General features: G+C 71.8%; 18 protein-coding genes. 7 read left to right on the plus strand and 11 right to left on the minus strand.

The genetic code is table 11. From position 1 onward, the window contains the following. Nucleotides 1–85: 85 nt before the first annotated feature. From F563_RS0103680 to iolD, 11 genes are all read right to left on the minus strand, one after another. Complete coding sequence (locus F563_RS0103680) at nucleotides 86–1,495, minus strand: amidase (RefSeq protein ID WP_019013293.1); 1,410 nt, start codon at nucleotides 1,493–1,495, stop codon at nucleotides 86–88. Between the two features lie 61 nt (nucleotides 1,496–1,556). Continuing rightward, nucleotides 1,557–2,171 carry a thermonuclease family protein gene (locus F563_RS24675; protein WP_019013294.1) on the minus strand — a complete coding sequence of 205 codons (615 nt, stop codon included), beginning with the start codon at nucleotides 2,169–2,171 and terminating at the stop codon, nucleotides 1,557–1,559. 76 nt (nucleotides 2,172–2,247) lie between these two features. Beyond that, the gene (locus tag F563_RS0103690; protein WP_019013295.1) at nucleotides 2,248–3,390 is read right to left on the minus strand and encodes a 5-(carboxyamino)imidazole ribonucleotide synthase; all 1,143 of its coding nucleotides are present in this window, start codon (nucleotides 3,388–3,390) and stop codon (nucleotides 2,248–2,250) included. Beyond that, a complete protein-coding gene (purE, locus tag F563_RS0103695) occupies nucleotides 3,383–3,844 on the minus strand; it encodes a 5-(carboxyamino)imidazole ribonucleotide mutase (protein ID WP_019013296.1) in 462 nt (153 codons plus the stop codon). Before purE ends, F563_RS0103690 begins: the two co-directional genes overlap by 8 nt. Before the next feature lie 93 nt (nucleotides 3,845–3,937). Beyond that, nucleotides 3,938–4,141, minus strand: coding sequence for a YdcH family protein (locus F563_RS0103700; RefSeq protein WP_026299299.1), 204 nt, complete (start codon nucleotides 4,139–4,141; stop codon nucleotides 3,938–3,940). A gap of 128 nt (nucleotides 4,142–4,269) precedes the next feature. Continuing rightward, nucleotides 4,270–4,833 carry a DinB family protein gene (locus tag F563_RS0103705; protein WP_019013298.1) on the minus strand — a complete coding sequence of 188 codons (564 nt, stop codon included), beginning with the start codon at nucleotides 4,831–4,833 and terminating at the stop codon, nucleotides 4,270–4,272. Beyond that, nucleotides 4,826–5,704, minus strand: coding sequence for a signal recognition particle-docking protein FtsY (ftsY, locus tag F563_RS0103710; protein ID WP_051089317.1), 879 nt, complete (start codon nucleotides 5,702–5,704; stop codon nucleotides 4,826–4,828). The genes F563_RS0103705 and ftsY overlap by 8 nt, the downstream gene beginning before the upstream one ends. Before the next feature lie 125 nt (nucleotides 5,705–5,829). After that, nucleotides 5,830–7,071: a tRNA (N(6)-L-threonylcarbamoyladenosine(37)-C(2))-methylthiotransferase MtaB gene (gene mtaB / locus F563_RS0103715; RefSeq protein WP_019013300.1), complete on the minus strand. Its 1,242-nt coding sequence runs from the start codon at nucleotides 7,069–7,071 to the stop codon at nucleotides 5,830–5,832. Next, complete coding sequence (gene dapF, locus F563_RS0103720) at nucleotides 7,068–7,898, minus strand: diaminopimelate epimerase (protein ID WP_019013301.1); 831 nt, start codon at nucleotides 7,896–7,898, stop codon at nucleotides 7,068–7,070. Before dapF ends, mtaB begins: the two co-directional genes overlap by 4 nt. Before the next feature lie 107 nt (nucleotides 7,899–8,005). Then, complete coding sequence (iolE, locus tag F563_RS0103725; protein WP_019013302.1) at nucleotides 8,006–8,893, minus strand: myo-inosose-2 dehydratase; 888 nt, start codon at nucleotides 8,891–8,893, stop codon at nucleotides 8,006–8,008. A 1-nt stretch (nucleotide 8,894) separates the two neighbouring features. Beyond that, entirely contained in the window at nucleotides 8,895–10,712 is a 1,818-nt protein-coding gene (gene iolD, locus F563_RS0103730) for a 3D-(3,5/4)-trihydroxycyclohexane-1,2-dione acylhydrolase (decyclizing) (protein ID WP_425386933.1), read from the minus strand. Between the two features lie 88 nt (nucleotides 10,713–10,800). Between iolD and iolG the strand changes: the two genes are divergently transcribed. The 7 genes from iolG (at nucleotide 10,801) to F563_RS21460 (ending at nucleotide 19,168) form a co-directional block, all read left to right on the plus strand. Continuing rightward, the gene (iolG, locus tag F563_RS0103735) at nucleotides 10,801–11,799 is read left to right on the plus strand and encodes an inositol 2-dehydrogenase (protein ID WP_019013304.1); all 999 of its coding nucleotides are present in this window, start codon (nucleotides 10,801–10,803) and stop codon (nucleotides 11,797–11,799) included. Then, the gene (locus F563_RS0103740; RefSeq protein WP_019013305.1) at nucleotides 11,799–12,587 is read left to right on the plus strand and encodes an SDR family oxidoreductase; all 789 of its coding nucleotides are present in this window, start codon (nucleotides 11,799–11,801) and stop codon (nucleotides 12,585–12,587) included. Before iolG ends, F563_RS0103740 begins: the two co-directional genes overlap by 1 nt. Continuing rightward, nucleotides 12,587–13,369, plus strand: a complete 783-nt coding sequence (locus tag F563_RS21450) for an inositol monophosphatase family protein (protein WP_019013306.1) — start codon at nucleotides 12,587–12,589, stop codon at nucleotides 13,367–13,369. Before F563_RS0103740 ends, F563_RS21450 begins: the two co-directional genes overlap by 1 nt. Before the next feature lie 79 nt (nucleotides 13,370–13,448). Continuing rightward, a complete protein-coding gene (locus F563_RS0103750) occupies nucleotides 13,449–14,483 on the plus strand; it encodes an ABC transporter substrate-binding protein (RefSeq protein WP_019013307.1) in 1,035 nt (344 codons plus the stop codon). 23 nt (nucleotides 14,484–14,506) lie between these two features. Beyond that, complete coding sequence (locus tag F563_RS0103755; RefSeq protein WP_019013308.1) at nucleotides 14,507–16,684, plus strand: ABC transporter permease; 2,178 nt, start codon at nucleotides 14,507–14,509, stop codon at nucleotides 16,682–16,684. Between the two features lie 2 nt (nucleotides 16,685–16,686). Next, a complete protein-coding gene (locus tag F563_RS21455; RefSeq protein WP_019013309.1) occupies nucleotides 16,687–17,727 on the plus strand; it encodes an ABC transporter ATP-binding protein in 1,041 nt (346 codons plus the stop codon). Between the two features lie 406 nt (nucleotides 17,728–18,133). After that, nucleotides 18,134–19,168, plus strand: coding sequence for an AAA family ATPase (locus tag F563_RS21460; RefSeq protein WP_019013311.1), 1,035 nt, complete (start codon nucleotides 18,134–18,136; stop codon nucleotides 19,166–19,168). Nucleotides 19,169–19,297: the final 129 nt, after the last annotated feature.

A 19,297-nucleotide genomic window follows, 5' to 3' on the forward strand; every position in this document is an offset into this window, starting at 1 on the left:
CAAAAAGGTGGGGGACCACGCTGCCGGGTCCCGTCGCGGCTTGCCGCGATGGGCACCCGTTCCCCCACACCCCCTGCACTACCCCTCAATCGACCTCCACCGCCGGCACCGCCTCCGCCAGCCAGCGCGCCATCGCCACCACGCGCTCATCCGCATGCTGCTGGCCCATCAGCTGCACTCCCACCGGCAAGCCGCCGACCGCCATCACCGGCACCGTCACCGCGGGCGCACCCAGGATCGACGACGCCGCGTTGTAGGTCGGATCGCCCGTGGTGTGCAGAATCTCGCCCTGACTGCCGCCCGGATCGCCGAGCCTGGGCGCCGGCCCCAACGCCGCCGGCGCAATGAACCCGTCCGCCACCGGCGCCAAGGCCGCCAACCGCGCCCGTGCCTCGGCCCGCCTGCGCAACAGATCGCGATAGCCATCCAGCGTGATCGCGCGCCCCAGCATCATCCGCGCGCGCAACGACTCGCTGACCCCCGAGGGGTTCTTGTCCACCAGGTTCTCGACCGTCCAGCGCATCTCGTAGGCGCAGATATCGCGCGTCAACGCCATCGCATCCGCGATCGACGCCTCGAACGCCTCGATCAGCGGATTGTCCGTGCGCCGCAGGATCGCCACGCCCACCCCCAGCACCGCCGTCAACACCCGCTCGAACGCCACACGCGTGGATGGCTCGACCTTCGCCCAGCCCTCGCCCTCCAACAGGATCAGGCGCGCGGGCTTCACCGGATCGGGCGGCATCGCGGCGCCGAACAGCCCCGGCGCCCCCGGATCGCCACCCGCCCGCAACGCGATCTCGATCGCCACCTGCCACAGGTCCTCGGGCGACCCCGCATGCACGCCGAGATGCGAATGCGACAGCCCCTGCCGCTCGCCGCGGTTCAACGCGCCGATCGTCGGCTTGATCGCCCAGTTGGCGCAGAAACTCGCCGGACGGATGACGCTGCCCACCACCTGGCTGCCGATCGCCGCCGGCACCATCCCCGCACCGATCACCGCCGCCGAACCGGAGGACGACCCACCCGGCGTGCGCCCAGGATCGAACGGGTTCGTCGTCGGGCCGGGATGACTCATGCCCAGCTCGGTCGTCACCGTCTTGCCCAGCACCACCGCGCCCGCCTCGCGCAGCGCGCGCACATGCGCGGTGTCACGGCCCGGATTGTTCCCCTTGAACATCGGACTGCCCATCTCGGTCGGCATGTCCTTGGTCTCGAACAGATCCTTGATGCCGACGGGCATGCCGTCGATGGGCGACAGCGGCCGCCCCGCACTCCAGCGCGCGGTCGCCGCGTCGGCGGCCTTGCGCGCACCCTCGATGTTCAGCGTCACCCACGCCTTCACCTCGGGCTCGCGCGCCTCGATCACGGCGAGGCAGCGTTCGAGATAGGCGCGCGGCGTGTCCGCGCCCTCGCGGAAGCGCAAGGTCGCGTCATGGAAGGTCGGCGCCCGGAAGGTGGCGGGCGAATAGCGCTGGCGCGTGGTGTGATCCATCGGTGCCTCCCGGTCGTGCGAGGTGTCACCCTCGCGCGGATCGCCGGTCAGCGCAAACCGTTCAGCGGCCTGGGTGGCGGTGCGACTCGGGCATCTCGAACCGGCTGGACCAGATGCCACGCCGTGCCGCGCGCGCCTCGGCCTCCGCGCCGACATAGGCGTCCGAGAAGCGGCGATACGCCACCGCCCAGCCGTTGCGCACCATCCAGGCGTTCACGTCCTGCCCGTTGAGCAGGCACTGCGCCACCGACCGGCCGTAATGGTCCACATCGAGCTCGGTGCAGGTGACGGTGCGCCCGCCGATGAGGCGGTCCAGCGCCGCGGTGGCGTCACGGCCGCACTCCCAAAGCCACCCGTTGCGGAGGCAGGTCTGCGCCTTCTCCGGCGCGTCGATCCCGTGCAGGCGGATGCGCCGGCCCCGTACCTCGATCGTGTCTCCATCGATGATGCTGGCACGTCCGGTGATGATCAGCCCGCCTGTGCCAGGGGCAGGCTGCGGCGCAGGGATGGCCGCAGCCGGCAGGTCGCGCTGGAACACGGCCGAGGGCGGCGGCGCGCCGCGCGGGGCCGGCGACGACAGGTCGAGCGCCAGCAGGACACCGCCGAGCACCCCGACGAGCACCGCGAGCACGACCGCCCAGCGCCCCGGCAGCAGTCGCCGCCTGGGCCGGAACACGGCCGGTCGACGCGATGTCGGTCTGCCCCAGCGCATCGCCCCAGTACCCACGAATGACGTAAAGCTATCGTTTCCGTCAGCCGAGCGCAGGCCGGAACGCCGCCGCGATACCCCCCTCGTCGGGCAACTCCCCGCGAGGATAGAGCCGCGTCACATGCCCCATCTTCCGCCCGGCCCGGATCGCCGTCTTGCCGTAGTGGTGCGGGATCAGACCCGGCGTCGCGAGCAGCGCCGGCAGCGCTTCGATCTCGGCGCCGATCAGGTTCTTCATCAGCGCATCCGAGTGCCGTGCCGGATCGCCGAGCGGCAGGCCAGAGATCGCGCGCACCTGCTGCTCGAACTGGCTGACCGCGCAGGCCTCGATGGTCCAGTGGCCGGAATTGTGCGGCCTGGGCGCGATTTCGTTCGCCAGCACCTCGCCCGGACCGATCACGAAGAACTCGATGCAGATCAGTCCTTCGAGCGCGAAGGCCTCGGCGATGGCGAAGGCAGCGTCGCGCGCGGCCGCGGCCGTGCCGGCATCGACGCGCGCCGGCGCGATCGAGAGATCGAGGATGCCGCCCACGTGGCGGTTCTCCACCACGTCGAAGGCAGCGCGGTTGCCGGCGGCATCGCGCGCGACGATCACCGAGACCTCGCGCGCGAACGCCACGAACCCCTCGGCGATCAGCGTGGGGAAAGGGTGATGGGGCGGCGCGAGCTGCGCGAGTGCGGGCGCGATCTCGGCCTCCTCCCGCACCACCGCCTGGCCCTTGCCGTCATAGCCGAAGCGCGCGGTCTTCAGCACCGCAGGCAGCCCCACCGCCGCGAGTGCGGCCTCGGCGTCGGCAGGCGTGCGGATCGGCATCCAGGGCGCGGTCGGCACGCCGATGCTGTTCAGGAACGACTTCTCGAGGATGCGGTCCTGCGCGGTCGCGAGCACGGTGCGCGAGGGCCGGATCGGCACAAGCGCCTCGACCACGTCGAAAGCATCGAGGCCGACATTCTCGAACTCGAAGGTGACGACATCGACGCCCGCGGCGAAATGCGCGAGCGCGGCGCGGTCGTCATAGGCGGCGACGGTCGTCTCCGCCGCGACGAGGCTGGCGGGCGCCCCCGCCTCAGGCGTGAACACATGCGCCCGGTAGCCGAGCCGCGCGGCCGCGATCGCGAGCATGCGGCCGAGCTGGCCGCCGCCCATGATGCCGATCGTGGCACCGGGCGCGAGCGGCTCAGCCATCCTCGGGCGTCTCGGGCACCGAGCCGGTCTGGGCCTCGCGGAATGCCGCCAGGCGCTGCGCGAGCGCAGGGTCGGACAGCGCCAGGATCGCGGCCGCGAGCAGCGCGGCATTGATCGCGCCCGGCTTGCCGATCGCCAGCGTGCCGACCGGGATCCCCCCCGGCATCTGCACGATCGAGAGCAGCGAATCGACGCCGTTCAGCGCCTGCGAGGTCACCGGAACGCCGAGCACCGGCAGCGTCGTCATCGAGGCCGCCATGCCGGGCAGATGCGCCGCCCCGCCGGCGCCGGCGATGATCACCTTCAGCCCGCGCTCCGCGGCCGCGGCGGCGTAGTCGTAGAGTCGCTTGGGCGTGCGGTGCGCCGAGACCACGCGCGCCTCATACGGGACACCCAGCTCATCGAGCGTCTCGGCGGCATGGCGCAGGGTCGGCCAGTCCGACCGGCTGCCCATGATGACGCCGACGAGAGGGGACACGGGCACGGGAGGAACTCTAGGCGATGATGCGGCGCCTGCGGCGCCCATCATCGAAGCCTCCATGGTTCATCAAGCGATGATATCCGGGATCAGCCTGTTCTCGATCCAGGCGATCTCGTCCTTCAGCTTCAGCTTGCGCTTCTTCAGCCGGGCGATGTGGATCTGGTCCGACGGGCCGCCGCTCGCGAGCCGGGCGATTACCGTGTCCAGATCGCGATGCTCGATGCGAAGCTCGTTCAGCCGGGCGAGCAGCGCGTCGCGATCGTCCGTCATCATCCAGGGCGTGCCCCCGTCCTGGCCCGCCATCGCGTCGGGCAGGCCCATGCCGGAATACGCCTTGTGCCCGCCCACCATCAAGTGTGACGCGGCCTGCCCGGCCGCCTCCTGTCCGTCCGCTGTGCTCATCCTCCCCAGATCTCCTTCTCGGTGAAGCCCAGGGCGGCGAATTCGGCCGCCCGGAGGGGTGCCTCGCCCGCCGAGTAGAACTCGTCGAGCTGCGGCGGCTTCAGCGCCGTGCCGGACAGCATGGCATGCGCCTGGCCCCGATGATGGATGTCGTGCTGGAACAGATGCAAGAGCAGACGGTCGGTGCGCTCCTCCTGCACCCGGCCCCGGCGGTGCACCCGGGTGATGCCGAGCACCGATTCGGGGGTCAGCGCGTCGCAGACGGCGATCAGGCGCCGATCCACCGCCAGTTGCGCTGCCTGAAGCTCCGCCGCGGTGCGGCAGGGCTCCGGATCGTCCCAGGCCGCCGGGCCGAGCGTGCCGCCCTCCAGCGCATCGACGTAGAACCAGTCGATCGTCAGGATATGGTTCAGCGTCGCGCGCAGGCTGGGGAAGAACCCCGTGCGCGTCGCCTCGAACTCGGCCTGGGGCAGTCGGGCGACGACGCTCAGCAGGCGGTGGTTCGCCCAGGCGTTGTTGCGGGCCTGGGCGCGCAGATGGACGAGCGCGAGCTCAGCCATGCGCCATCTCGTCGAGCCCTACCAGCGAGCGGGCGAAGTCGCGCGGATCGAAGGGCCGCAGGTCCTCGGCCTTCTCGCCCACCCCCACCGCGTGCACCGGCAGCCCATAGGCCTCGGCGAGGGCGACCACGATGCCGCCCTTGGCCGAGCCGTCGAGCTTGGTGACCACGAGCCCGGTCACATCGACCATCTCGCCGAACACCTTCACCTGCTGCAGCGCGTTCTGGCCGGTGGTCGCGTCCAGCACCAGCAGCACGGAATGCGGCGCGGTCGGATCGACCTTGCGGATCACGCGCACGATCTTGGCGAGCTCCGCCATCAGGTCCGCCTTGTTGTGCAGCCGCCCGGCCGTGTCGATCAGGAGCACGTCGCGGCCCTCGGCCTTGGCGCGGGTCAGCGCGTCATAGGCGAGCCCGGCGGCATCCGCATTCGCCGCCCCCGACACCACCGGGCAGCCGGTGCGCTCGCCCCAGATCTGGAGCTGCTGCACGGCGGCGGCGCGGAACGTGTCGCCGGCGACCAGCATCGGCTTCAGCCCCTGCCCGGCCCAGAGGGACGCGAGTTTCGCGATCGTCGTGGTCTTGCCGGTGCCGTTCACGCCGACCACCAGCACGACATGCGGCGCGCGCGCCGGATCGGGGATCAGAGGGACCGCGACCGGGGCGAGGATGCGCGCGATCTCATCCGCGATCGCCTCGCGGAGCTGGACATCCGTCACCTCCTCGCCGAAGCGCGCGACGCGGAAGCCGTGCACGATCTTGCGTGCCACCGCCGCGCCGAGATCCGCCGTGATCAGCACGTCCTCGAGCTCGTCGAGCGCCTCGTCGTCCATGCGGCGCTTGCGGAACAGCGACGACAGGCTCTCGCCGATCTTGGCCGAGGAGCGCGCGAGCCCGGCCTTGAGCCGGCCGAAGAAGCCGCGCCGCTCCTCCTCCGGAAGCGGTGCGGCCGGCGCGTCCTCCTTCGGGCCACGCCGGAACAGGTCGCGCAGCGCCACTACACCGCCTCCGCCAGCAAGCCGTCGTCGTTGGCCGCGGCAATGCGCACGCGTCCGATCGCGCCGGGCAGGATGCGCCCCGCGATCAGCCGGGCCGGGGCGAAGTGCTCGGTGTGGCCTTCGCCGGTGTCGCGCTCGGCGAGCAGATCGGCCTCGCGGCCGACGCGCCCGGCGTAGAACGCCCGCGCGGCGCGCGCACCGAGGTCGCGCAAGCGCGCCGCACGCTCGCGGATGAGCGAGGCGGCAAGTTGCGGCATGCGCGCGGCCGGCGTGCCCTCGCGCGCGCTGAACGGGAAGACGTGCAGGAAGGTCAGCCCCGCCTCCTCCACCAGCGCGCGGGTGTTCGCCGCCATCGCCTCCGTCTCGGTCGGGAAACCGGCGATCAGGTCCGCACCGAACGCGATATCGGGCCTGAGCCGCCGCGCGCGCTCGGCCACGCGGATCACGTCCGCGCGCAGGTGCCGCCGCTTCATCCGCTTCAGGATCAGGTCGTCGCCCGCCTGCACCGAGAGATGCAGATGCGGCATCAGCCGGGGCTCCTCGGCGATCAGCCGCCACAGATCGTCGTCGATCTCCACCGGATCGAGCGACGAGAGCCGGAGCCGCGGCAGGTCCGGCACCAGCGACAAGAGGCGCCGCGCCATCTGGCCGAGGCTCGGCCGCCCGGGCAGGTCGGCGCCGTAGGCGGTGATGTCCACGCCCGTCAGCACCACCTCGCGATACCCGGCCTCCACCAGTGCCCGCACCTGGCGCACGATCTCGCCGATCGGCACCGACCGGGACGGGCCGCGCCCGAACGGGATGATGCAGAAGGTGCAGCGGTGATCGCAGCCCTGCTGCACCTGCACGAAGGCGCGCGCGCGGCCGGCGAACTCCGTCACCAGATGCCCGGCGGTCTCGCGCGCGTCCATGATGTCGGCGACCGCCACGCGCGGCCCGTCAGACGCCCAGGTCGCCGGCTCCAGCTTCTCCTGGTTGCCGACCACGCGATCGACCTCGGCCATCGCAGCCCACGACTCCGGGCGGATCTGCGCCGCGCAGCCCGTGACGACGATCCGCGCCTCCGGGTTCTCGCGCCGCAACCGGCGGATCGCCTGGCGCGCCTGGCGCTCGGCCTCCGCCGTCACCGCGCAGGTGTTCACCACGATCGTGTCCGCGCCTGCCGCCGCGAGATGGCCGCGGATCACCTCGCCCTCGACCGTGTTCAGCCGGCAGCCGAAATTGAGCACCCGCCCCGTCATGCGGCGAGCGCCCCGAGATCGAGCTCGCCGCGGAACGACTCCGCCGCCGGGCCGGTCATCAGCACCCGCCCGTCCTCGGCCCAGACGATGCGGAGCTCGCCGCCATCCAGCATCACCGTCGCCGCCCGGCCCGCGAGCCCGCGCCGATGCGCGTTCACCAGCGCCGCGCACGCCCCCGTGCCGCAGGCGAGCGTCAGCCCTGCCCCCCGTTCCCAAACGCGCAGCCGGATCAGATCGGGGGCGAGCACCTCCGCGAAGCCGATATTCGCCCGCTCGGGGAACAAGGGATCGGTCTCCAGCGAGGGGCCGAGCCGCGCGATGTCGAGCGCCGCCACGTCCGGCACGAAGAACGTCGCATGCGGGTTGCCCATGGAGCACGCGGCCGGGTCCTCGACCCCCTCGCGCGCGAGCGGCAGATGCAGCGTGTCGCGTTCGCGCGCGAGCGGGATCTCGGCCCAGCCGAAGCGCGGGCGCCCCATGTCCACGGTGACGAGCCCGCCGGGCGCGCGCGAGGCCCAGAGCACGCCGCCGGGCGAGCCGATCGCCACCGCCTCGGCACCCGTCTCGCGCAGCAGCAGGTCGGCCACGCAGCGGGTGGCATTGCCGCACGCCTCGGCCAGCGACCCGTCCGCGTTGACGATGCCCATCCAGGCGGCGGTGCCCGGCTCCTTGGGGGGCTCGATCAGGATCACCTGGTCGCAGCCGATGCCGCGCCGACGGTCCGCCACCGCGCGCGCCACCGCCGCGCCGAGCGCGACGGCGCTCTGGCGGGCATCGAACACGACGAAGTCGTTGCCCAGCCCGTGCATCTTCCGGAAGGCGGTCATGGGGCCGGATATAGGGGGGCCGGACGCCTCAGCACAATGCAGAGCGCCGCAGGGGCTCCGCCCCCTGCACCCCCGGCAAGGGCCATTGGCCCTTGGAACCCATGAACTCAGCGCCAGAACGCCTCGGCCAGGGCCCGCAGATTCGCATGGCCCATCCGCGCAAAGGTCAGCGGATGCGCCTTCGCCGGGTCCTGCTCGGCCTCCACCACCAGCCAGCCCGCGTAGCCAGCGGCCGCGACGGGCCCGAGCACCGCGCGGTAGTCCACGCACCCATCGCCCGGCACCGTGAACACCCCCGCCAGCACGGCCTCCAGGAAGCTGAGATCGCGCGCCCGCACCTCGGCCAGCACGCCCGCGCGCACATCCTTGCAGTGCACATGCACCACCCGCGCCCCATGCCGCCGCGCCACCGCCGCCGGATCGCCCCCGGCGAAGGTCAGATGGCCGGTATCGAGCAGCAGCCCGACCTCGGGGCCGGTCATCGCCATCAGCCGATCCACCTCCGCCTCGGTCTGCACCACCGTCCCCATGTGGTGGTGATAGGCGAGCGCCAGCCCGCGCCCCGCGAGCCGCCGCCCCATCTCCCCGAGCCGCCCCGCCAGACGCTGCCACCCCGCCTCGTCCAGCACCGGCCGCCGCGACAACGGAACCGCACGCGACCCGTGCACCGTCCCCGTCACCTCGGCATGCACCATCACCCGGCACCCGAGCGCCTTGAGCAGCGCGATGTGCCCCTCGGCCTCGGCCATCTCCGCATCCACGTCGCGCTCCAGCAGCCGCGAGCCGTACCAGCCCGACACCAGCGCGAGCCCGTGCCGCGCCAGGATCGGTCCCAGCACCGTCGGGTCGCGCGGGAACTTGTTGCCGAGCTCCACCCCCTCGAACCCGGCGAGCTTCGCCTCCGCGAGACAGGTCTCGAGCGGCGTCTCCGCGCCGAGCTCCGGCATGTCGTCATTCGTCCATGTGAGCGGATTGATCCCCAACCGCACCGCCATCTCAGCCCCCTGTTCGCTGTCCCTTCCGCCCGCGCTCCCACCCGGCGCGCGCTACACGCTGCGCGTCGTCGCGCGGCACCTCCGTCACCGGCACGTCCCACCAGGCCCCGCCCTCCGCCGTGCCGCGCGTGGGGTCGGTCTCGATCACCAGCACCGTCGTCCGCTTCCCCGCGAATGCGCGCGGCAGAGCCGCCTCCAGCGCCGCGACATCCGCGCAACGGACCGCCTCCGCACCGAGACTCCGCGCATGCGCCACGAAATCCACCTGCGGCGCACCGTCCAGCAGGTTGTTGAACGCCGCCCCGCCCGTCGCGGTCTGCAAACGGTGGATGCAGCCGAAGCCGCGATTGTCCAGCAGCACGATGGTCAGCTTCACCCCCAACGCCACCGAGGTCGCGATCTCGCTGTTCAGCATCAGGTAGCTGCCGTCGCCCACCAGGACCACCACCTCGCGCTGAGGCGCCGCGAGCTTCGCCCCCAGCCCGCCGGCGATCTCGTAGCCCATGCAGGAGTAGCCGTATTCCAGGTGGTAGGAGGCGCTGTCGGTCGCGCGCCAGAGCTTGTGCAACTCGCCCGGCAACCCACCCGCGGCGCACACCACGATGCCGCGTTCCGGCATCGCCCGGTTCACCGCGCCCAGCACCTGCGCATCCGTAGGCCTCCCCGCGCGTGGCGCGGTAGCGCGATCGACCGTGCGGCGCCAGCGCGCGGTCGCGGTCGCCGCCCTCTCCTGCCACGCCTTCGGCGCGGTCCAGCCCTTCAGCGCCTCGCCGAGCGAAGCGAGCCCGCGGCCGGCGTCCGCGACCAGCGGCAGCGCGCCGTGCTTCGCCGCATCGAACGCCGCGACGTTCAGCGCAACGAGCCGCGCCTTGGCGAACAGTGCGCGCGAACCGGTGGTGAAGTCCTGCAACCGCGTCCCGATCGCCAGCACCACGTCCGCGCGCGACGCGAGCGCGTTCGCCGACGCCGCGCCGGTGACGCCGACCGCGCCGGCGTTGCGCGGATGGTCCCAGGCGAGACTCCCCTTCCCCGCCTGTGTCTCCGCCACCGGCAGGCCGTGCCGCGCCGCGAACGCCGCGAGCGCCGCCTCGGCGCGCGCATACTTCACCCCGCCGCCGGCGATGATCAGCGGCCGCTTCGCCGCGCGCAGCGCCTCGGCCGCCGCCGCGAGCTCCTCGGCATCCGCAGCCGGCGCGCGCGGACGATGGAGGCGCGGGCGGAAGAACTCGGCCGGAAAGTCGATTGCCTCCGTCTGCACGTCCTGCGGCAAGGCAAGGGTCACCGGCCCGCATTCGGCCGGATCGGTGAGCACGCGCAGCGCCGCCGGCAGGGCCACGAGAAGCTGTTCGGCGCGCGTGATGCGGTCGAAGAAGCGGCTGACCGGGCGGAAGCAATCGTTCGCCGACACCGTCGCGTCGCCGAAATCCTCCACCTGCTGCAGCACCGGATCGGGGCGGCGACTCGCGAACACGTCGCCCGGCAGGAACAGCACCGGCAGGCGGTTGACATGCGCCACCGCCGCCGCGGTCACCATGTTGGTCGCCCCGGGCCCGATCGAGCTGGTGCAGGCCATCATCCGCCGCCGCGCGTGCGTCTTGGCGTAGGCGATCGCGGCATGGGCCATCGCCTGCTCGTTGTGCGCGCGTAAGGTCGGCAGCCGCCGGCGCGCAGCGTGCAGGGCAGGACCGAGCCCCGCGACATTGCCATGGCCGAAGATCGCCCACACTCCCCCGAACAGGGGCACCCGTTTGCCGTCGAGTTCGGTCTCCTGGGCGGCCAGGAACCGCACCACGGCCTCGGCCGCGGTCAGCCTGATCATGGCCATCGCGTCACGTTTCCCCATGTTGACGGGACGCAAGTGTTACGGACTGATGGTGCGCCCCACAAGCGAGGCCGCCAGACACGCCATGCTCCATTTCGCCCAGTTCGGCGCCGGCCGGATCGGCGCCATCCACGCCGCCAACCTGGCGGCCAACCCCGACGCCTCGCTGCGCCACGTGATCGACGTGAACGCGGCGGCCGCTGGGGCGCTCGCCGCCAAGCACGGCGCGCGCGTCTCCACCACCGAGGCCGCGCTCGCCGACCCCGAGGTCGGTGCGGTGATCATCGCCTCCTCGACCGACACCCACGCCGAGCTTGTGATCGCCGCGGCGCAGGCGGGGAAGGCGATCTTCTGCGAGAAGCCGATCGACCTCTCGCTCGCGCGCAACGATGCGGCGATCGCGGCCGTGCGCGCGGCCGGCGTGCCCATGCTGGTCGGCTTCAACCGCCGCTTCGACCCGAGCTTCGCCGAGCTCCAGCGCCGTGTGGCCACCGGCGCGATCGGCAGCGTCGAGCAGGTGATCGTCACCAGCCGCGACCCGGGCCTGCCGCCGCTCTCCTACCTCAAGGGCTCGGGCGGGCAGTTCCGCGACATGACCATCCACGACTTCGACATGGCGGCGTGGCTGCTGGGCGAAGCGCCCGTGGAGGTGTTCGCCTACGGCGCGGCGCTGGTCGATCCGGCTGTCGGCGCCGAGGGCGACATCGATTCGTGCATGGTGCTGCTGCGCACCGCGTCCGGCCGGATGGCGCACATCAACAACTCGCGCCGCGCCACCTACGGCTACGACCAGCGAATCGAGGTGCTGGGCAGCCTGGGTCGGCTGATCGCCGGCAACCGCACGCCCACCACGGTCGAGCAGGCGGATGCCGACTCGGTGCGCAGCGACAAGCCGCTGCACTTCTTCCTCGAACGCTATGCCGAGGCGTACCGGATCGAACTTGCCGCCTTCATCGCCGCGGTGACCGAAGGCGCACCCGTCCCGGTCGGCGCCGAGGAGGCACGCGCAGCGCTCGTGCTGGCCGAAGCGGCACTGCTGTCGCTCCGCGAGCACCGACCGGTCATGGTCGCGGAGATCGGCTGATGTCCGCCCTGCCACCGATCTCTCTCGCCGGCCGCGTGGTGCTGGTCACCGGCTCGTCGCAGGGCGTGGGCGAAGGGATCGCGCGCGCCGCCGCAGAGGCCGGCGCGGCCGTCTGCATCACCGGCCGCAATGCGGCACGCGCCGAGGCGGTCGCCCGCTCGCTGCGCGACGCGGGCACGCGCGCCCACGCGGTCGCCGCGGATCTCGCCGACCCGGATGCCTGCCGCCGCCTCGTCGCCGAGGCCGAGGCCGCGCTCGGCCCGGTCGATGCGCTGGTGAACGCGGCCGGGCTCACCGATCGCGGGCGGATCGAGGACACGCCGGTCGCGCTCTGGGACCTGCTGTTCGCCGTGAACGCGCGCGCGCCCTTCATCCTCACCCAGGAGGTGGTGCGACGGCTCAAGACCGCGCGCCGTCCGGGCGCGGTCGTCAACATCATCACCATGTCGAGCCATGGCGGGCAGCCCTTCCTCGCCGCCTATTCCGCCTCGAAGGGCGCGCTCGCGACGCTGACCAAGAACACCGCGCACGCGCTGAGGCGCGACCGCATCCGCGTCAACGGCATCAATCTCGGCTGGACCGACACGCCGGGCGAGCACGTGATCCAGGCGCGCGACGGCAACCCGCCCGACTGGCTGGAACGCGCCGAGCCCCGCCAGCCCTTCGGCCGGCTGATCCGACCGCGCGACGTCGCCGGGCTCGCGGTCTATCTGCTCTCCGACGCCGCCGAGATGATGACCGGCGCGCTGATCGACTTCGACCAGAACGTGATGGGGGCCTACGACTGATGCACCGTGCCGAGCTCGCGCGCCGCCGCGACATCGCCGCCGGACTGGCCGCGGAGGCGGCAGCGCTCGCCGCGCGCCTGCGCGCCGAGGGGCGCGGCACCGCGAGCCTCAAGGGCACGCAGGACTTCCTCACCGAGGCCGACGGCGCGACCGAGCGCTTCCTGCGCGACCGGCTGGGCGCGCTGTTCCCCGGCGAGGCCGTGCTGGGCGAGGAGATGGGCGGCGAGGTCGCGGGCGAGGGTCCGCTCTGGGTGCTCGACCCGATTGACGGCACCTCGAACTTCGCGCGCGGTGCCGATCGCTGGTGCGTCTCGGTGGGGCTGGTGGTGGGGGGCCGGGCGGTCGCCGGCGCGGTCGCGCGCCATGCGCCGGCGGAGGTGTTCGCCGGCGCCAAAGGATCGGGCGCGACGCTGAACGGCGCGCCGATTCGCGCCGCGCCGACCGAGGACATCACCCGCGCGATCGTCGAGGTGGGCTGGTCGCTGCGCTCGCCGCTTGCGGGCTTCCATCGCCTCTCCGAGCGCGTGATGGCGGCGGGTGCGGGGCTGCGCTGCGGCGGCTCCGGCGCGCTCGGCCTGGTCGAGACCGCCTGCGGCCGGCTCGATGCCTATCTGGAACTGCACATCAACGCCTGGGACGCGGCGGCCGCGCTCGCGATCGCGCGCGAGGCCGGGTGCTGGACCACCGACTTCGACAGCGGGGACTGGCTGGCCCGGGGCAATCCGATCGGCTTCGGCGCGCCCGCCCTCGGCGCCCGCCTCGCCGCGCTGCTTCAGGCTTGAGGCGGACCGTCATCGGGACTTAACTGTGCAAGATCGAGCAGACCGGGCACCCAAGCGCGGCTCGGACAGGGAGAACAGCATGACGTCCAAACGTGGCTTCGCCGTCGCATTGTTCGCAGGCGCGCTCGCCGCCCTGGTGCCCGGCGCGGCGCGCGCCCAGGGGCAGCTCACCGTCTACTGCTCGGTGCAGGAGGAGTGGTGCCGGCCGATGATGGCCGCCTTCGAACGCGCCACCGGCATCCGCGTGGCGATGACGCGCAAGAGCTCGGGCGAGACGATGACTCAGATCCGCGCCGAGGCGACCAACCCGCGCGGCGATGTCTGGTGGGGCGGCACCGGCGATCCGCACATGCAGGCCGCCGAGGAGAACCTCACCCTGGAGTACCGCTCGCCGCGGCTTGCCGAGCTGCACGACTGGGCGGTGCGCCAGGCGCAGCAGGCGAACTACCGCACGGTCGGGATCTATGCCGGCGCGCTCGGCTATTCCTACAACGTGCCGGAACTGCAACGCCGCCGGATCGAGGCGCCGCGCTGCTGGGCCGACCTGATCAAGCCCGCGTTCCGCGGCGAGGTGCAGGTCGCCGATCCGAACACCTCCGGCACCGCCTACACCCTGCTCGCGACCATCGTGCAGCTGATGGGCGAGGAGCCGGCCTTCGACTACCTCAAGGCGCTGCATCGCAACGTCAATCAGTACACGCGCTCGGGGGCCGCGCCGGCGCGCGCGGCCGCGACCGGCGAGTCGGTCGTCGGCATCACCTTCCTGCACGATGCGGTGACGCAGAAGGTGAACGGCGCCCCGGTCGAGATCGTGGCCCCCTGCGAGGGCACCGGGTACGAGATCGGCTCGATGTCGATCATCCGCGGCGCGCGCAACCTGGACAACGCCAAGCGCTTCTTCGACTGGGCGCTGTCGGCGGAGGCGCAGGCGATCGGGGCGGAGGCGAAGTCATATCAGCTTCCGTCCAACCGCAATGCGCCGATCCCGCCCGAGGCGCCGCGCTTCGAGAACATCAAGCTGATCGACTACGACTTCGCGCGCTGGGGCTCGGCGGCCGAGCGCACCCGGCTGCTGACGCGCTGGGACCGCGAGGTGCGCGCGGCCGCACGCTGACGACCTGATCCAGGGGCGCGCGCGTGGGTGCGCTGAGCCTCGCGCGCATCGCCCTCGCCTGCGCGGCGTTCGGCCTGCTGATCCCGCCCTGGTACGGGCTGGAGAGCGGGTTCGCCTCCTGGCCGGGCGGCGAGGCCGCGCCGCTCGCGGTGCTGCTGGCCGGCGGGGCCGCGTGGTGGCTCTGGCCGGTGCCGCTGATCCTGCTCGCCTCTGCGCCGTCGCTGCTCGCGCACCGCGCCGAGGGCCGGCTGCTGATCGCCTGCGGCGCCGGCGTGATCGCCTGGGTGTTCCTGCAAGGCTGGGCGATCGGCCTGCCGGGGACGGTGTGGAGCATCGCCGCGCCTTTCGTCGGCGATGCGAGCCAGCCCGCGCTCGGCTGGGGCGCCACCTTCCTGCTGACGGGCGCGGTCGGGCTGCTCTCGGCTGGGCTTGCCGCGCAGGGGCGGTTCAACGGCGACGCCTTCGTGTCGTTCCTGGTGGTCGGCAGCGCGGCCCTGCTGATCGCCTTCGTGTTCGCGCCCCTGCTGACCATCCTCTCGGCCGCGGCGGTGGAGGACGGGCGGATCGCCCCCGAGGCGATGCTCGCCCGGCTCACCGCCCACGAGGCCTGGAGCCTCGCCTGCGTCACCTCCTCGCTCGGCTGCGGCGTGGTGTGGAACACGCTGGCGCTGGCGACACTGACGGGGGTGCTCTCGACCCTGCTCGGGCTTGCCTTCGCGCTGCTCTCGGCGCGGGCGAACCTGCATCTCGGCGGCGCGTTCCGCGCGCTCGCGATCCTGCCGCTGATCACGCCGCCCTTCGTGGTGAGCCTGTCGCTGATCGTGCTGTTCGGCCGCACCGGCATGGTGACCGAGGCGCTGAGCGCGCTCTTCGGCATCCCCCGCTCGCGCTGGATCTACGGCCTGCCCGGGGTGCTGCTGGCGCAACTGCTCGCCTTCACGCCGATCGCGTATCTGCTGCTGGAAGGGGCGGTGCGGCAGATCGCGCCGAGCCTGGAGGAGGCCGCCTCCACCATGGGGGCGCGGCGCTTCACCGTGTTCCGCACCGTCACCTGGCCGCTGCTGCGCCCCGGGCTCGCGGCCGCCTTCCTGCTCGGCTTCGTCGAGAGCCTGTCGGATTTCGGCAACCCGCTGGTGCTGGGCGGGGATTTCGACGTGCTGGCGACCCGCATCTTCTTCGCGATCGCCGGCGCGCGGCATGATCCCGGCCGCGCGGCCGCCCTGGCCCTGCTGCTGCTGGGGTTGACCTTCGGCGCCTTCGCGCTCCAGACCGCCTGGCTCGGCAAGCGCCGCTACGTCACCGTGACGGGCAAGGGCGATGCCGGCGTGCCCTCGCCCCTGCCGCGCGGCCTCGCGATCGCCTGCGGCGCGGTCGCGTTCCCGTGGATGGCGTTCACCGCGATCGTCTACGCGATCATCATGCTCGGCGCGTTCGTGCACGACATCGGCCGCAGCGACATGACATTCACCTGGCGCCACTACATCACCGCGTTCGAGGTGGAGTGGTTCCAGGGGCTCGTGTTCCGCGGCGCGGCGTGGGATTCGCTGTTCACCACCATCGAGGTCGCGGCGATCTCGGCGCCGCTGACGGCGGGCTTAGGCATCCTGCTCGCCTGGCTGCTCGCGCGGCAGGCCTTCCCGGGGCGGCGCACGCTGGAGTTCCTGGCGATGCTGTCCTTCGCCATCCCGGGCACCGTGGTCGGCGTCTCCTACATCATGGCGTTCAACGTGCCGCCGCTGGAACTCACTGGCACCTCGCTGATCCTGATCATCTGCTTCGTGTTCCGGAACCTGCCGGTGGGCGTGCGCGGCGGCATCGCGGCGCTGGCCCAGATCGACCGCTCGCTCGACGAGGCCTCGGCCACCATGGGGGGCGGCGCGGTCGCGACGCTCAGGCGCGTGATCCTGCCGCTGATGCGCCCCGCCATCATCGCGGCGCTGGCCTACTCCTTCGTGCACGCCATGACGGCCGTCTCGGCGGTGATCTTCCTCGTCTCGGCGCGCCACAACCTCGCGACCGTCTATATCGTCGGCCGGGTCGAGGCGGGCGAGATCGCGCTCGCGATCGCCTATTCCTCGGTGCTGATCCTGATCATGCTCGCGGTGGTGCTGGGGATCGACAAGCTCGTCGGCCGCGCGCAGATCGGCCGCCGCGCCCCCGCCGGCGCCATGCAGACCGCCCCCGTTCCGGTGACCGCCTGACCATGCCCGACCCCGCGATCCGCTTCGAGCGCGTGACCAAGGCCTTCGGCCCGGTGCGCGCGGTCGATGCCGTCAGCTTCGACCTGCCGCAGGGTGCCTTGGTGACGCTGCTCGGCCCCTCGGGCTGCGGCAAGACCACCACGCTGCGGCTGATCGCGGGGCTGGAACTGCCGAGCGAGGGGCGGATCGAGATCGAGGGGCGCGACGTCAGCCGCCTCGCCGCGGCCGAACGGCGCATCGCGATGGTGTTCCAGTCCTACGCCCTGTTCCCGCACATGACGGTGCTGGAGAACGTCGCCTACGGGCTTTCGGTGAACGGCGCGCGGCGCGCGGCGGCGGAGGCCGAGGCGCGGGCGATGCTCGCCTCGCTCGGGCTGGAGGGGTTCGAGGCGCGGCTGCCGGCGGAGCTCTCGGGCGGGCAGCAGCAGCGCGTGGCGGTGGCGCGCGCGCTCGTCTTGCGCCCGCAGGTGCTGCTGTTCGACGAGCCGCTGTCGAACCTCGACGCGCGCCTGCGCCGGCGGGTGCGCGAGGACATCCGCGACCTGCAACGCAAGCTCGGCCTGTCGGTGGTGTACGTCACGCACGACCAGCAGGAGGCGTTGGCGGTGTCGGACCTGGTGGTGGTGATGCGCGACGGGCGGATCGCGCAGATGGGCACGCCGACGGAACTGTACGAGGACCCGGCGGATGCGTTCGTGGCCGACTTCATGGGCGAGGCGAACGTGATCGCCGGCGAGGTGCTGGCGGCGGACGGGGGGCGCGCGCGGCTGAGGGTCGGCGGGGCGGAGGTGGAGGCGGCGATGCGCGCGCACCCGGTGGGGCCCGCGACCCTGGCGGTGCGGCCCGAGGCGGTGACGCTGGTGGACGCCGGCGGGGTGCCGGGGCGCGTCGCCCGCGCGGCGTTCCTGGGCCAGACGCGCGAATACGAGGTGGAGACGGATGCGGGGATGCTGTTCGTGATCGCGCCGGCCTCGGCGCCGGCCTTCGCGGAGGGGGCGGCGGTGGGGTGCCGGTTGGAGCGGGTGATTCCGTTGCGGGGGTGAGGCGGGTGGAGCGCGATGGGCGGCCTCTGAAAGTGTCTTGGCCTCGATCTCCGCTCCTGGAGGCTTTGACATATCACATGAAGTCATGAAGTATGGAGGTCATGAACTTCAGGGCGACCGCCACCCCTTAGTGAGACGTTGCAGCCATGGATCAGCCGGCCGAGACTGAACGGGAGGTGGCCATCCAGGTGATGGTACCGCAGGCAGTGCACAAGCAGGTCGCGCTGATGAGCGTCCAACAAGGCGAGAGCATGCGGACTGTCGTTCTGCGTGGGCTCAGGGCAATCGGTGTACACGTTCCAGATGAGGAGTTGGTCGACCGGCGTAGCCGCCGCAGGCGAGACTATATTCGTAATGGTACGATTTCATAATAAACGAAATTGCCTGCTCCCAGGAAACGGTCCTGATGGCCCGCAGTGATCTCCTCGTAAGCCTAGTGAAGGCCGGCGCTTCCGGAGACCGGCGGCTGATGCGGTCGACGGTCGAGGCGATCATCGCCGAGGAGCGATCCAAGCAACACAACGTGCTAGCCGACAAACTGACAAAGGCCATAAATGGGGCGGGTAACGGCGTGCACCACTTGCAAACGATACCAGCGGAACCTGCCCATCGCGGCCGAGACTTCATCGCCGAAGTTCAGCCGCGGCGGCGGCTCGAAGAGCTCGTCTTGCCCGACCTCGTCCACGCTGCCTGTGCCCAGCTGATCGAAGAGCAACTGAGGGCCGACCTGTTGCGGTCGCACGGTCTGGAGCCCCGCCACCGGGTGCTCCTGGTGGGGCCGCCCGGAAATGGCAAGACCACCCTTGCCGAGGCCGTGGCCGAAGCGCTGGCGCTGCCGCTCTTCGTCGTACGCTACGAGCTGATGATTGGTAGCTATCTGGGCGAGACGGCCGCTCGGCTGAAGCGGCTGTTCGATTACGTCCGCACCACGCCCTGTGTGTTGTTCTTCGACGAATTCGACGTGCTGGGGAAGGAGCGGGGCGACACCCACGAGACTGGGGAGATCAAGCGCGTCGTCTCCAGTCTGTTGCTCCAGATTGACGACCTACCCAGCTACGCCATCGTAATGGCCGCAACGAATCACGCCGAGCTCCTAGACCGCGCCGTTTGGCGACGCTTCCAGATCCGCTTGGAGCTGCCAAAGCCGACGCAGAAGCAGATGTCCGCCTTTATCGCGACTTTCCTGTCCCGTCACAATGAACCCGCAGGCATGAGCGCGGATACGCTAGCGAAGCGGCTCGGCCCCGTCAGTTACAGCGAGGCCGAGCAATTCTGCCTCGACCTATTGCGCCGGCAGGTGCTCGCCATGGGCGAGCGGCCGCTGAAGGCGATCGTCGTCGAGCAGCTGAAGCTCTGGTCCGCGCGGGTGAGTGCGGCGCCAACACAAGAGGATAAGCCGAGCCGTGCCGGAACGTCCGCTCCTCAAAATTCCGGCACCTGAGTCTGTTGCGCCGCCGCGCCCTCCCCGTGGAGGTGCACAGCTGACAAAGCCGACGCGGCAGCGTCAGGGGGAGCGGCTCGATCCAAAGTTCCAGCGCTTGGCACGCGTTGTCACCGACCCAACGCAGGT

This window comes from Elioraea tepidiphila DSM 17972, from assembly GCF_000378465.1.
Classification (GTDB): domain Bacteria; phylum Pseudomonadota; class Alphaproteobacteria; order Acetobacterales; family Acetobacteraceae; genus Elioraea; species Elioraea tepidiphila.